General features: G+C 60.8%; 14 protein-coding genes and 1 pseudogene. 6 read left to right on the forward strand and 9 right to left on the reverse strand.

Translation table 11 applies throughout. The annotated features are described in order from the left end of the window. Positions 1 to 1,083: 1,083 nt before the first annotated feature. Positions 1,084 to 1,407, reverse strand: coding sequence for a hypothetical protein (locus tag BM177_RS04685; RefSeq protein WP_091678906.1), 324 nt, complete (start codon positions 1,405 to 1,407; stop codon positions 1,084 to 1,086). Positions 1,408 to 1,683: 276 nt separating this feature from the next. Here BM177_RS04685 and BM177_RS04695 point away from each other — a divergent pair, with 276 nt between their 5' ends. The 4 genes from BM177_RS04695 to BM177_RS20900 all read left to right on the forward strand — a co-directional run bounded on the left by BM177_RS04695 (position 1,684) and on the right by BM177_RS20900 (position 4,947). After that, positions 1,684 to 1,905, forward strand: a complete 222-nt coding sequence (locus BM177_RS04695) for a hypothetical protein (RefSeq protein ID WP_091678912.1) — start codon at positions 1,684 to 1,686, stop codon at positions 1,903 to 1,905. A gap of 93 nt (positions 1,906 to 1,998) precedes the next feature. Further along, positions 1,999 to 2,622, forward strand: coding sequence for a LexA family transcriptional regulator (locus tag BM177_RS04700; RefSeq protein WP_139223512.1), 624 nt, complete (start codon positions 1,999 to 2,001; stop codon positions 2,620 to 2,622). 231 nt (positions 2,623 to 2,853) lie between these two features. Beyond that, positions 2,854 to 4,431: an FAD-dependent oxidoreductase gene (locus BM177_RS04710; RefSeq protein ID WP_091678924.1), complete on the forward strand. Its 1,578-nt coding sequence runs from the start codon at positions 2,854 to 2,856 to the stop codon at positions 4,429 to 4,431. A 381-nt stretch (positions 4,432 to 4,812) separates the two neighbouring features. Further along, on the forward strand, positions 4,813 to 4,947 hold the full coding sequence (locus BM177_RS20900) for a hypothetical protein (protein ID WP_280140526.1): 135 nt from the start codon (positions 4,813 to 4,815) through the stop codon (positions 4,945 to 4,947). Between the two features lie 273 nt (positions 4,948 to 5,220). Here the strand turns inward: BM177_RS20900 and minE are convergent. The 5 genes and pseudogenes from minE to BM177_RS04740 all read right to left on the reverse strand — a co-directional run. Next, positions 5,221 to 5,457 (reverse strand): annotated as a pseudogene (minE, locus tag BM177_RS20480) (cell division topological specificity factor MinE); the annotation flags it as partial. Continuing rightward, positions 5,454 to 6,269, reverse strand: a complete 816-nt coding sequence (gene minD, locus BM177_RS04725; RefSeq protein ID WP_091678935.1) for a septum site-determining protein MinD — start codon at positions 6,267 to 6,269, stop codon at positions 5,454 to 5,456. The pseudogene minE and the gene minD, both read right to left, overlap by 4 nt. A gap of 14 nt (positions 6,270 to 6,283) precedes the next feature. Next, on the reverse strand, positions 6,284 to 6,958 hold the full coding sequence (minC, locus tag BM177_RS04730) for a septum site-determining protein MinC (protein WP_244532139.1): 675 nt from the start codon (positions 6,956 to 6,958) through the stop codon (positions 6,284 to 6,286). Between the two features lie 249 nt (positions 6,959 to 7,207). Then, a complete protein-coding gene (locus tag BM177_RS04735; protein WP_210185884.1) occupies positions 7,208 to 7,645 on the reverse strand; it encodes a cupin domain-containing protein in 438 nt (145 codons plus the stop codon). 173 nt (positions 7,646 to 7,818) lie between these two features. Then, on the reverse strand, positions 7,819 to 8,472 hold the full coding sequence (locus BM177_RS04740) for a glutathione S-transferase family protein (protein ID WP_091678942.1): 654 nt from the start codon (positions 8,470 to 8,472) through the stop codon (positions 7,819 to 7,821). Positions 8,473 to 8,616: 144 nt separating this feature from the next. Between BM177_RS04740 and BM177_RS04745 the strand changes: the two genes are divergently transcribed. Beyond that, positions 8,617 to 9,834: a polyhydroxyalkanoate depolymerase gene (locus tag BM177_RS04745; protein WP_091679547.1), complete on the forward strand. Its 1,218-nt coding sequence runs from the start codon at positions 8,617 to 8,619 to the stop codon at positions 9,832 to 9,834. A gap of 304 nt (positions 9,835 to 10,138) precedes the next feature. Continuing rightward, on the forward strand, positions 10,139 to 10,474 hold the full coding sequence (locus tag BM177_RS04750) for a hypothetical protein (RefSeq protein ID WP_091678947.1): 336 nt from the start codon (positions 10,139 to 10,141) through the stop codon (positions 10,472 to 10,474). A gap of 139 nt (positions 10,475 to 10,613) precedes the next feature. Here BM177_RS04750 and BM177_RS04755 read toward each other — a convergent pair whose 3' ends face one another. The 3 genes from BM177_RS04755 to BM177_RS04765 form a co-directional block, all read right to left on the reverse strand. Next, positions 10,614 to 10,877 (reverse strand): DUF1488 family protein, encoded by a 264-nt coding sequence (locus tag BM177_RS04755; RefSeq protein ID WP_091678952.1) that lies wholly within the window; start codon positions 10,875 to 10,877, stop codon positions 10,614 to 10,616. Positions 10,878 to 11,075: 198 nt separating this feature from the next. Then, positions 11,076 to 11,645 carry an HNH endonuclease gene (locus BM177_RS04760; protein ID WP_091679552.1) on the reverse strand — a complete coding sequence of 190 codons (570 nt, stop codon included), beginning with the start codon at positions 11,643 to 11,645 and terminating at the stop codon, positions 11,076 to 11,078. Positions 11,646 to 11,877: 232 nt separating this feature from the next. Beyond that, positions 11,878 to 12,753, reverse strand: a complete 876-nt coding sequence (locus BM177_RS04765) for a 3-hydroxybutyryl-CoA dehydrogenase (RefSeq protein ID WP_091678955.1) — start codon at positions 12,751 to 12,753, stop codon at positions 11,878 to 11,880. Positions 12,754 to 12,775 lie beyond the last annotated feature (22 nt).

A 12,775-nucleotide genomic window follows, 5' to 3' on the forward strand; every position in this document is an offset into this window, starting at 1 on the left:
CGAATATCTTTCACAAGCTGTTCTGCCGGGGCTTTCGCCGGCACGGATTTCTGTCTCATCTGCGCTCCTGAATGGGCTAAGATGAACCAGAAATCTCCCTTCAGAAAATACCCCGATTTGTCTCATGGGCGCTGACGCCGGACAGTTACAAGCCACCTGGGATGCGGGATCGCATGGTCACGCTATTCCTTGGCCTCTTTGAGGCGGCGGGTATAGCGCCCGAACGAAAGAGGAGGGCTTCGCCAAAAGCCGTAAATGGAGGTATTCCCCGCGCCGCAAGACAACCGCGTTCGGCGCTGCCAGCGCCGCCGCCGCAGCCCGTATCGTCGCCGAATCCACCACCACCTCGGCATGACCACCGCGTAACCGGGTTGCATCCGGCAATTGCAGGACTTCTTTCAAGTTTACCGCCGGCCGGCGAAGCCTGGGGCCAAAACGAGCGCGAAAGGTTTTTGCATACGTTCGAGGCGGTCATTGACTTCTGCTACCCGGTTATGCCCGGGAAAATGCAGAATACCGTAACGCAGCATGAGGATGAAGATGACGACAGATGAGAAGCGCCCTCGTCAAGCCACCGGCGCCTCGGGGGATACTAACGAAGAAGGCCGACCCTGTTAGCGCAGAGCCGGCCTTCGTGGTGGCAACGCAACCGGACGGGTGAACCGACAGATTCGAAACGCAAACACACCGCTAGAATCCCACGTTCCCCGTCCACCCGCAACTCCTTTCTGGAGGTCGGTGAATCATGGCTAATCGCGCATGTCACCGGGTCCGCGCTTATGTGCGGACTCGGTTCGGGCGCCTTGAGCATGTCTGCGCGCATTCGCGCTGCTGCGGCTAAGGCTTCTTCCCTGACGGACGCTTAGGGCGTTCCTGCCGCTGGACGAGAACATCGCCCAGCGGTTTTTCTCCGGCAATTAGGTAAAGTTGCCGAACACACGGCCCAACACAGACAAAGACCAACGCCAAGAACGAGGGCGACGGCCAGACCTCGGCGCGGCCGTCCTCGCGCGCGAGGGCGAGGCTTGGCACTAGGGGTGGTGTGTGGTAAAGACGCAACAGATGTGCGAAATGTCACACATACTAGATGTTGTCGCTACCGGACCCCCCCGTTCCCCCAATCCGGTCAATGAGCGATTCATAGCGGTCGCGTTCCTTTTCCACACGCGGCGCAAGCGCTTTGGCCCTGAGGTCATCGAGTTCATACGCCGCCAGCCTGATGCGTAAATCGGCGTACCATACGGCGCGGGTGCGGCTGTAGGACCAGCCAAGCCGGCGGCGCGCCCGCACGATCGCCGCCTTCACCGAATCGCCGGGAGGGCAGGGCTCCGCGACGGCGCGCACGAGCGCGGAGGCTTCTTCGATTGCATTCAACTTTCTGACTTCGGACGACGGGTTATCGTTCATTTACGACGGCCTTCGTGGTGATCTCGCCTTGACGCGATCAGCAGCGGGGCGAATGAGATTTCGCTCATCTCAATTGACGGAGGAGGATGCATGAGAGCGGGACCAGGGTGCGGCGCTTCCCTGCCGGTAATGGCCGCCCATGAACCTCACCGGTCCGCAAACCGGTTTCGGACGAGGGCCGAACGCGATGACAGCCGCGAGAGAAAAGGCGAACAACTCGCCGGAAATCGCGATCAGAAATTGAACCATGTCACTATTCCAAACAGGAGAAGACCAATGGCGGAGTGGGAGATCGTGTTGAACTTGGTTGGCGACTTGATAGAGGCGCTGGCGGTCAAGGGCGTTGTGAGCGAGGACATCGCGGCGATTTTGCAAGGCAGCGTCGCCGCCGCCGATCTCGACAACCGCTCCGACTTGCTCGACGAACTGGCCTGCATCCGGCACGTCACGATCAATTCCCTCCGCGAAAAGTCTGTTGCCGCTCCGGCCTTAATTTGATAGTAGCGAATATCGCTACAATTGACAATCCGGCTGTAGCGATTTTAGCTACGATTTTTGCGGATGGGTTACGAATAGGTTAATTGAAATCGCATGACTCCAGATTGGGTGGCGCAAGCGCTGGCTTACGCTGGCATGACGCAAGCGGAACTGGCCCGCAGGCTCACGGCCGAGGTCGGTCAGTCGATCGACCGCGCCGCGGTCAACAAGATGACGACCGGCGCCCGCAAGGTGTCGGGCGTGGAGCTTGCCGCGATTTCGCGCGTCACCGGCTATGCGGTGCCGGACGAATGGTTCCAGAAGGACGTTGATTTCGCCGGCGAGGCGGTCGACGCCATTTCGGTGCCGGTCTTGTCCTGGGTCGCCGCGTCGAGTTTCGATTCGGAAGCCGGGTTCGAGGCGCAGGACGCCGAGGAGTTCATCGCGCTGTCGGGGCTGAAGCCCGGCGTTTACGTCGGGCTGCGGGTCCGCGGCGACAGTATGGACCGCATCGCTCCACCAGGCTCCCTGATCGTGTTCAATCGAACCGACCGGGTCCTTGTCGACCGCGCCTTCTATGTCTTCCGGGATGAAGAATATGGCGCGACTTTCAAGCGCTACGCCACGAAGCCGCCCAGACTTGAGCCTTATTCGACCAACGATACACACTTGCCGATTTTTCCGGTCGGCCCGCCGAAAGTGGTCGGCCGCGTTCACCGGATCATCATCGAGGTCTGAGACGGAGCCTGTGTCGACCGTATCGCCTGTCGCGCGCTTCAGGCGGCGCCTTTGCGGGCTTCGAGATTTCGCACCGACACTCTGGCCGCCGCGCCTGCGAAATGATCCCTCTTCCGGCGCTGGAGGAGATCGGTCGGAACCTTCGGCTGGTTGCGCGCGTCTATTTGCAGCGTCTGTCGTCGGGAGTTCCCTTGCAGGCGCGCAACGGCGCATGCCAGAAAAGAGCCTTCCATGAGCGCAGATTCTCCGAGCGGTCCCGACTTCAGCCTCGGGATTGAGGCCAATGCCGTCGCCGACGGCGGCATGATTCTCGGCCGCGTTGGCGATGATCCCGTGCTGCTTGCGCGGCGCGGCGACGAAGTGTTCGCGATCGGGGCCGTCTGCTCGCATTACAGCGGGCCGCTGGCCGAAGGTCTGCTGGTCGGGGAGACTGTTCGTTGCCCGTGGCATCACGCCTGCTTCAGCCTGCGCACCGGCGAGGCGCTCCGCGCGCCGGCGCTCAGTCCGGTTTCGTGCTGGCGCGTCGAGAGGCGCGACGGGAAACTGTTCGTTGGCGAGAAGCTCGAAAGGCCGACGCGCCCGCCCGCCCGGCTTGCGCCCGGGGGGCCGGAAAGGGTTGTGATCATTGGAGGCGGAGCGGCTGGAAACAGCGCCGCCGAAACGCTGCGCAAGGAAGGTTTTTCCGGCGCCATCACGATGTTCAGCGCAGACGATTCGCTTCCCTACGATCGGCCAAATCTTTCCAAGGGTTTCTTGTCAGGCGCCGCGCCGCAGGAGTGGATCCCGCTCCGCTCGCGAGAATTTTACGAAGCTCAGGGGATCGACATCAAGCTTGATGCGCGCGTCGTCGCCCTTGACGCCGCAGCGCGTCTGGTGTCGCTCGCCGACGGCGGCCGGCATCCGTATGACGCGCTCCTCCTCGCCACCGGAGCCGAACCGGTCCGGCTCGATATTCCAGGCGCCGATCTCCCTCATGTGCGCACTCTTCGCACGTTCGCCGACAGTCAAGCCCTTGTAGCGGACGCCCTTGTCGCCCAAACGCTTGGCTCCGGAACGCCGGCGCCGAAGCGGGCTGTCGTGATCGGCGCGAGCTTTATCGGCCTTGAGGCGGCGGCGGCGCTCCGGGCCCGCAATGTGGAGGTTCATGTGGTCGGGCGCGAGGCCGTTCCGATGGAGCGTATTCTGGGCGCCGAGGCGGGCGCATTCATCCGCAAACTCCACGAAGAGCACGGGGTGAAATTTCATCTCGGCGACTCGCCTGCCTCGATCGATCAGCAAGGGGTGCTGCTGCAAAGCGGCGAACGCATCGGCGCCGATTTCGTCCTTGCGGGAATAGGGGTCCGACCCTGCGTCGCTTTGGCCAAGAAAGCCGGCCTCACCATCGACCGTGGAATTGTGGTGGACGAGTATCTTGAAACTAGCGCGCCCGGCGTGTTCGCCGCCGGGGACATTGCGCGTTGGCCGGATCGTCTCAGCGGTTCATCCATCCGCGTCGAACATTGGGTCGTTGCGGAACGGCAGGGCCAGACGGCCGCCCGGAATATTCTCGGGCTTCATGAAAAATTTGACGCCGTCCCCTTCTTCTGGACCGAGCAATACGACCTCGCCATCGCGTATGTGGGACATGCCGAGCGCTGGGACGAAATCGAGATCAAGGGCGCGGTCGAAGCGCGCGATTGCGAGATCGTCTATCGGCTGGAGGGGCGAAAACTTGCGGTGGCGACGATCTTCCGCGATGTAGACAGTTTACGCGCGGAACTGGAATTCGAAGAGTTGATCGCTTCGACCGTGACTCGCGCGAAGACCTGACTGCTGTAGGCGCGCAAGAGTCCCGTACGCGCCATGTAGGCGACTGGGTTTGAACCTCAGGGCCGGGTATTTGGCCGGAGCGAAACATTCGCTCCGGCCTTGTTTCAGTGGCGCCAGAAGAGCAGCAGTAGAAGGATGATGGGCAAAGGCACCCCGATCAGCCAGAGCAAAGCTCCTCGTCCAAGTCCCATGGTGAACTCCTTTCCGGGTCACGTTCGCTGCGTGGTGCGCACACAACCGGCGAATTCGGCGAGGGTTCCAACACTTTGGGTCAAGGGGCTGCGGAGGCGATGGCGAAAGCCGGCTTGGTTCGCGACAAACAGCGCCTGTTCCAAGTGCGAAACCGCTCGCGCCGGGAAGCGCGATGCGGGAGTCTGCGCAATGGACAAGACCACCATGGCGCCGGAACGTTTCGCCGCGTTTTTTGCCGGCATGCGCCGAATGGAGCGCTCGGACAGCGCATCTTGGCGCAGGCCCGCTGGAACAGAGGTGGCGGCTCTGTTCATTCCATTTTGAATGCCTCCGAGCGGCCGCTGGCTTCACGGCGCTCTCGGGCGACCTACAGATTGTAGAGGCGATGTGTAGCGCGGGTCAGCCTTCGGCTTCCGCCGCGATCTCGACGGGCTCCACGATGGGCTCCGGGACAGGCTCCGCGACAGGTTTGGCGGCGAGCGCTTCCGTCGGCCTCTCTTTGCGCTTCTCGCCAGCAGTCTCCGCCGTCTTTTCGACCGCCTTTAAAGTCGGTCTGGCCTTTGGCGCGTTGACGGAAATGTTGACGCACATCGGCGTCGGGATTTCGACCTCGACTTCGAGCGTCGAAACGGCGTTGCCGCGTTCCATCTTGATCTTGATGCTATCGGATTCCACAGGGAAATGCTTGGCGATGACGGCCATGATTTCTTCTTGAAGAATGGCGATGAGATCAGATTTTCCGGTGACGGCCCGCTCATGCTGGAGCAGAATCTGCAGGCGCTCCCTGGCGACGGGCGCGGACCCGGTTCTTCTGAAGAAACTGATCAGGTTCATGCGGCCCTCCTGCCGAAGATCTTGCCAAACAGGCTTTTTCTGTCGTTCGGAATGATCATCTCCAGGGCTTCGCCGTTCAGGCGCCGTGCGGCGTCGAAATAGGCTCGTGCCGGCGCGCTGAGGGCGTTGTTCAGCGTGACCGGGGAGCCGACGTTCGAGGCGCGGAGCACCTCGTCGCTCTCGGGGATGATGCCGAGCAGGGGAATCGAGAGAATCTCCAGAACGTCGTCGACCTTCAGCATTTCGCCCCGTTCGGCCCGCCCTGCGTCGTAGCGCGTCAGCAGCAGGTGCTTTTCGAGCTGCTCGCCGCGTTCGGCGAGTTCGGTCTTCGAATCGAGCAGACCGATGATGCGGTCCGAATCGCGGACGGAGGAGACCTCAGGATTGGTGACCACGATGGCGACGTCGGCGTGGCGCATCGCGAGCGTCGCTCCCCGTTCGATGCCGGCCGGGCTGTCGCAGATGATCCAGTCGAACTTGTCTCTCAGGTCGGCGATGACGCTCGCGACGCCTTCGTCGGTCAAGGCGTCCTTGTCGCGGGTCTGCGAGGCGGGGAGGAGCGAAAGGGTCGGGACGCGCTTGTCGCGGATGAGAGCCTGCGCCAGCTTGGCGTCGCCCTGAACGACATTGATCAGATCGTAGACGACACGGCGCTCGGCGCCCATGACGAGGTCGAGATTGCGCAGCCCGACGTCGAAATCGATCAGGACGACCTTCTTCCCGTTCTGCGCCAGTGCGGCGCCGAGGGCTGCGGTGGACGTTGTCTTGCCGACGCCGCCCTTGCCGGACGTGACGACCAAAACTTTGGCCATGTTCCTATCTCCCGTTAATCCTGAGCAGTCATCAGCAGTGAATCGCTATCCAGCCAGACCTGAACGCCCTTGCCGCGCAGGTGCGGCTCCATGTCGTCGGCGGTCATGTAGAGGCCGTTGATGGCGAGCAGTTCGGCTTCGAGCTTGCGGCAGAAGATCCTGGCGCTCGGATCGCTGGCGCCGGCGATGGCGCGGCCGCGGAGCGTACCGTAGATGTGAATGGAGCCGCCGGCGACGACTTCCGCGCCCGAGGCGACCGAGCCGATGATGATCACGTCGCCGTCAAGATGCTCGATATATTGGCCGGAGCGGACCGGGCTGTCGATCAGGAGCGAATTGAGGCGCTCGCGGGGGGCGGGCGGAGCTGCGTCTTTATCGCGGGAATCGTCCGAACCCTCGATGACGTCGGCGAGCGCGTTCGCAATTACGCTCGCCTGCCGGCCTCCGCTCGAGAGGAGCGGCGGCATGCCGGGCTCGCTCCATTCAGGATCGGCGCCTTCGAGGCCGAGGACCTGAATGTTGCGGGCGAGAAGATCTTTCGTCAATTCGGCGACTTCGGCCCGGTCGAGCGATCGCGCGGTGAGGTCCAGCACGATGGGACGGCCGGCGAAAAATCCCGGCGAACGTTCGAGCCATGCGTCGAGGTCCGTCAGCCAATCCGCGACTGGCGTTTCGGGGGCGAGGGTCATCGCATGATAGGAGCGGCTGTGAAACCGGATGGACGGGCGGGGGCGGGCTTCGACTGTCACGAGGGCGCCTCAAGATTCTGGTTCGCCCATTTACGCAGCGTATGGTTAACGGCTGGTTAAGCATCGTTAAGGAAACGGACTTTTTCGCCCGGCGTCCGGGACAGGCCATTTTCTCATGCTGCCAAAAAAGAAGCGGGCCCTGAATGACAGGACCCGCGTTCCGGGACGACAAAGATGAAGAGCCTCGCCTCAGCTCCAGGGGGTCACCGGCGGGACGGCGCACGGGCCTTCGACCTCGACCGTCCCGAAGTCGGCGGGACCGGCGATTTCCAGATATTCCATGTCCTTCGAATAATCGAACAGATAATGGGTGATGCCGGGCCGCTGATGGACGCAGTCGCCCGCCTCGACGAGGGTCAGCTTGTCCTCGTACATGAATTTCGCCCAGCCCTTGAGCATGATGACGATATGGAAGTCGGCGATATGCCTATGCCAGCCGGTGCCGGTTTCCGGAGGCCGGGACGCTCGCACCACCTGCGCGATCACCTTGCCGCCCGTGGCTTTCGCGATCCCAAGATCGCGATAGGCGAAAAAATCGCGCAGGCCCTCATTGACGAACGACGTGTCGCCCTCTTTGACATGCGAGAAATCCGTGGCGGTGGTTTTTTCCAGATCTGCTGCTTCCATCGTCTTCATCCTTAACAATCAGGTCGGTTAATACTGGTGGCGCGGGCGCCGGAGAGCGGCCCTGTCGGTCAGACTGGCGGCCGATCTCAGGGGCTGATCAGGAGTTATTGGGGCCGCGCCCCGGGGATCGATTGAGCCAGGAACGGCCCAAGTCGAATCAGACGTCAGGCTGCTCAAAATTCAACCTCAAGCTCCTCCATGTCCTCGGGTTCGAGCCGCGCCGCGCCGATCCATTCGATCATTTCGGGCATACCCATGATCCTGTCGCAATAGGCCGAGCAGACCCTGTCCAGTTCGACATGGTAGGTGCGGAAACGGGTGACGACCGGCGCATACATCGCATCGGCCATCGAGCGCTCGCCCAGGAGAAACGGGCCGCCGTAATCGTCAAGGCAGCTTCGCCAGATCGAAGTGATGTGATCGATATCGGCTTGCGCCCGCGCCCACACCTTGAATTTGGGAAAATCGCCCTTGAGGTTCATGGGCAGCGCGGAGCGCATCGGTCCGAAGCCTGAATGCATTTCCCCGCAGATCGAGCGGCAGCGGGTGCGTTTTTTGAGATCCTTCGGCAGCAAAGCGGCTTCGGGTCTGATTTCATTCAGATATTCGCCGATCGCCAGCGTGTCCCACACGCTGACGCCATTATGATTGAGGCAAGGCACCAGAAAAGACGAAGACAGCAGAAGGAGTTCGGCCCGCATCGCTGGATCGTCCGGAGGTATGACCTTTTCCGAAAACGGCAAACCCGAGAATTTCGTCATCAGCCAGCCGCGAAGCGACCATGAGGAATAGTTCTTGCTGCTGATCGTGAGCGTGGCGTCGTCCAATGAAACTCCTCCAACAATCCGGGTCCCGCATGCGAAACGAACAATGATCGCGCAGCTAACGGGCTAATACGAGCATTTTGCGTGCCGTTCGCGGCTCTCGCCAGCGGCGGCCGGAAAAATTTCTTCCCTCGAGGTTTGGCATTTATGATGTATGCAGCATATGGAACTCAGGCGAACATCCTTGACATCGTCCGGCCGCTTGCCGCTGCGGCGGGGACGACCATGCGGCTGCCTTGGCCTTTGCTGCAGCCTGACGAATCCGTGCGAAAGCTGGCGGCCTCTCTCGAAACCTTCGCCACTCTGGCCGTGACGCATGTGCGCCCCGAATTCGGGATCAAATCGGTCAACGTCGGGAACAGGCTCGCGCCGGTGACGGAGGAAATCGTCACGTCGACGCCCTTCGCGAACCTTCTGCATTTCAAAAAGGAGGTCGATGCGCCGCAGCCGAAGGTTCTGGTTGTGGCCCCGATGTCGGGGCATTTCGCGACGCTCCTGCGCGCCACAGTGACCACGATTCTGGCGGATCATGACGTTTACGTCACCGATTGGCGGAATGTTCGCGATATCCCGGGTTCGGAAGGCCGGTTCGACCTCAGCGCTTTTGTCAATCACATCATCAAGTTCGTGCGGGTCATGGGGCCTCAGACCCACCTTGTCGCCGTATGTCAGCCCTGCGTGCCCGTGCTCGCCGCCGCCGCCCTGATGGCGGAGGATCAGGACGAAGCGCAGCCGCGCAGCATGACGTTGATGGCCGGGCCCATCGATACCCGCGCCAATCCGACCAAGGTCAATGAACTGGCCACCAGCAAGCCGATCTCCTGGTTCGAACAAAAGCTGACAGCCAAAGTCCCCTTCGGCTATGCCGGCAAGGGCCGCTACGTCTATCCTGGCTTTGTGCAACTCGCCGCTTTTATGAGCATGAATCTGGAGCGCCATGTACGCGCGTTCAAGGATATGGCCGCCGCCCGCGCCGACGGCGACATGGACAAGCTCAAGACCATGCATTCCTTTTATGAAGAATATCTCGCGGTCATGGATCTGCCGGCGGAGTTCTATCTGGAATGCGTGAAAACGGTCTTCCAGGACCATTTTCTTCCCCTCGGCAAGCTCGAGGTGGACGGACGGAAAGTGAACCCCGCGGCGATCAAGCGGACCGCCTTGCTCACCGTGGAGGGCGAGCGGGACGACATTTGCGGTCTCGGCCAAACCCTTGCGGCCCAGGATCTTTGCTCCGGGCTGAAGCAATTCATGAAATCCCACCACGTGCAAACTGGCGTCGGCCATTACGGCGTCTTCAGCGGACGCCGCTGGAACAGCGAAATTTACCCGAAAGTCCGGGACATGATTCAGATGACGAACTGATCCATGGGCTGATTTCCTATGATCCGCCCGATGAGACTGAAATCGAGTCTTTCGAACCCTCGCCGCCGGCCGCTGCGGGGGGAGGGGGGGAGTCCATCCCATTTACACCCGCGCACTAGCGGGCTATGGATATGAAACAATCCTAAATTTGGGCAGTTGCGACGCCAGACGGCGATTTGCCCCCTTCGTCGGTTTCACCTTCGTCAGTTTCCCCGTTACGCGTACGTATCGCCGCCAAGCGTTGGACAAACCTCACACTGGCGCATTTCGTCATTTGGACGCCTTTTCTCCTACCGGAACCATAATGACAAGCCACATTTTCGCGATTGGACAATGCGTGAACCTCAGACGGATCGGAGGCTTCGCCACGAGGCCCGTTGAGGTTTTTGTCATTAAGGCGCTGCTTCCGCCGCTCGGCGGCGGGGCGACGGGTCTCGAATTTCAATATCGTATCAAAAGCGAAAAAGAGAGCTACGAACGCGTCGCGGTCGAGCACCAGCTCGAGGGCGCGGCGCCGATCGAGGCGGTCAGGGGAGCAGCGCCAATCTCTCCTGGTCTCAAACCGTCAACACGAAAGCCTTCCTCGAGGACTTCATCTCACGCCACAGACGGAGAGGGTGTATTCGCGGTTCGCTCCTAGGCGCGTCTGCGATCTGGTTGCGGGCCTGGAGCATATTCCGATCGTATTGAATCAATCCAATCGACAAGACTATGCTCAAGCTTTTGACTCTGGAGCGATTTCTGATCGATCGCATGACTTCATGCGATCGGAAAGCGCTCTAGACGTCGGAGGCTGAAAGCCGGTAATGGCTTTTCCGCTTTTTTGAGTAAGCGGCGCTGGCCGCGGCTTCGATTCGATTACGGTTGACGTCAAACACGCGCAGCATCGACGCCTCGTCACGATCCGCGAAACGGCTGATTCGGTGAAGAGCCTCCTCCTCGAGGTGGAAGGACACTTCGGTGGACGCGTCGTGACCCCAGAAGCAAACGCAATGGCGTGAGGCGTCATAGGTTCGGCTAGCGTTGGGAAAATGAAGGGCCATCGGTTTTTCCAGTTCTACACGCGCCGCGGCGCTTGAAATCTTGTTACGCGTCTATCCTTGCACGGCCGCCGGCTAATGGCGACAGATCAGACATAAGCGCGAATCGTAAAATTTCGAGCGCCTCCCCTGTGACGGCGGCGTTCTGCGCGCCGCGGACAGAAGCAGCTTCGGACCAAGTCTTGAGCCCAACGGCGGAATTCAGGGTTCCAGCACGGAATCCCAATAAAGGTAATCCATCCAGCTGTCGTGCAGGTAATTAGGCGGAAATTGCCGTCCGTTCTGATGCAGGTCGCTGACGGTCGGCTGATAGGGCGTTGTCGCAGGCCACATCCGCGCTTCGCTCGGAAGCCGGTCGCTCTTTCGCAGATTACAGGTGGAGCAGGCGGCGACCACATTTTCCCAGGTGGTCGTCCCGCCCTTGGAGCGGGGGATGACGTGATCGAAGGTCAAGTCGTGGCGGGAGCCGCAATATTGGCAGCTGAAGCGGTCTCGGAGGAAAACGTTGAATCGGGTGAAGGCGGGATGGCGGGACGGTTTTACGTAATTCTTGAGCGACACCACAGAGGGAAGCCGCATCTCGAAACTCGGACTTCGAACCGTTTTATCGTAATTGGAGACGATGTTCACGCGGTCGAGAAACACCGCCTTGATCGCGTCCTGCCACGACCACAAGGACAAAGGATAATAGCTCAAGGGCCGGAAGTCGGCGTTGAGGACGAGTGCCGGACAGGCCTCCGGCGGAACCGTGGGGTGGAAGTGAACCGTCAAATCGGGCACCTCGCTTCAGCGGTTCCGGATTAAAGACTCCGCCCTAATCCGTCAAATTGTTTCGATTAAGCGGCGAATCAGCCTGACAGAGGCACATTTCCTCATCTCGATGACAAAGATGTGAAGTCGCGGTCCGGTCTTCCGAGGCGCAAACCGATTCGCGCTTTTTCACCGGCGAGGCGCACAAGTGAGGGGCGCAAAAGTGAGGCGGGCCCATGGGACGGGCGCGCATTCATCGCGTCGGAATCGGCGTTCCGCTCCGATAATCGTAGAAACCGCGCTGGGTTTTCCGGCCAAGCCAACCCGCTTCGACATATTTCACGAGCAGCGGGCAGGGGCGGTATTTCGAGTCCGCGAGCCCTTCGTGCAGCACCTGCATGACCGACAGCACAGTGTCGAGACCGATGAAATCGGCGAGTTGCAACGGACCCATCGGATGATTCGCGCCAAGCTTCATGGCGGTGTCGATCGCCTCGACCGAGCCGACACCCTCGTACAAGGTGTAGATCGCTTCGTTAATCATCGGCAGCAGAATGCGATTGACGATGAAGGCGGGAAAGTCCTCCGAGACTGTGACTGTCTTCCCGAGCCGGGCGACGAGCGCCTTCGCGGCTTCGAAGGTCGTATTTTCAGTCACGATGCCTCGAATGACCTCAACAAGCTGCATTCGCGGCACGGGATTCATGAAATGGATGCCGATGAAGCGCTCCGGACGGTCCGTCACCGAGCCGAGCCGGGTGATCGAAATCGAGGACGTGTTGGAAGCGAGCATGGCGTCGGGCTTCAGCGACGCGCACACGCCGGCGAAAATCTTGCGCTTGATGTCCTCGTTTTCGGAGGCGCTTTCGATGACGAGGTCGCTGTCGCCGAACGCGGCGTAATCTTGCGCCGGCTTGATCAGCGCTAAAGCCGCCTCGCGCGCGGCGGGTTCGATCTGCTTTTTTTCGACGAGCCGCGCAAGGTTCGCGTTGATGGCGGCGACGCCGGCCTTGATCCGCTCCTCCGAGATGTCGTTCAGCGCGACTTCGATCCCGGCCATAGCGCAGACCTGGGCGATCCCGGAGCCCATTTGCCCGGCGCCGATCACTCCGATTTTGTTAATATCCATCTCAAGCGTCCATAACCGAAAC

Origin of the sequence: Methylocapsa palsarum (genome assembly GCF_900114285.1) — a bacterium.
Taxonomy (GTDB): Bacteria; Pseudomonadota; Alphaproteobacteria; order Rhizobiales; family Beijerinckiaceae; genus Methylocapsa; species Methylocapsa palsarum.

Bases quoted from the DNA above. Each gene is read 5' to 3' on its own strand.
- BM177_RS04685 (WP_091678906.1), bottom strand. From the start codon at position 1,407: ATGAACGATAACCCGTCGTCCGAAGTCAGAAAGTTGAATGCAATCGAA.
- BM177_RS04695 (WP_091678912.1), top strand. From the start codon at position 1,684: ATGGCGGAGTGGGAGATCGTGTTGAACTTGGTTGGCGACTTGATAGAG.
- BM177_RS04700 (WP_139223512.1), top strand. From the start codon at position 1,999: ATGACTCCAGATTGGGTGGCGCAAGCGCTGGCTTACGCTGGCATGACG.
- BM177_RS04710 (WP_091678924.1), top strand. From the start codon at position 2,854: ATGAGCGCAGATTCTCCGAGCGGTCCCGACTTCAGCCTCGGGATTGAG.
- BM177_RS20900 (WP_280140526.1), top strand. From the start codon at position 4,813: ATGGACAAGACCACCATGGCGCCGGAACGTTTCGCCGCGTTTTTTGCC.
- minD (WP_091678935.1), bottom strand. From the start codon at position 6,269: ATGGCCAAAGTTTTGGTCGTCACGTCCGGCAAGGGCGGCGTCGGCAAG.
- minC (WP_244532139.1), bottom strand. From the start codon at position 6,958: ATGACCCTCGCCCCCGAAACGCCAGTCGCGGATTGGCTGACGGACCTC.
- BM177_RS04735 (WP_210185884.1), bottom strand. From the start codon at position 7,645: ATGGAAGCAGCAGATCTGGAAAAAACCACCGCCACGGATTTCTCGCAT.
- BM177_RS04745 (WP_091679547.1), top strand. From the start codon at position 8,617: ATGATGTATGCAGCATATGGAACTCAGGCGAACATCCTTGACATCGTC.
- BM177_RS04750 (WP_091678947.1), top strand. From the start codon at position 10,139: ATGACAAGCCACATTTTCGCGATTGGACAATGCGTGAACCTCAGACGG.
- BM177_RS04755 (WP_091678952.1), bottom strand. From the start codon at position 10,877: ATGGCCCTTCATTTTCCCAACGCTAGCCGAACCTATGACGCCTCACGC.
- BM177_RS04765 (WP_091678955.1), bottom strand. From the start codon at position 12,753: ATGGATATTAACAAAATCGGAGTGATCGGCGCCGGGCAAATGGGCTCC.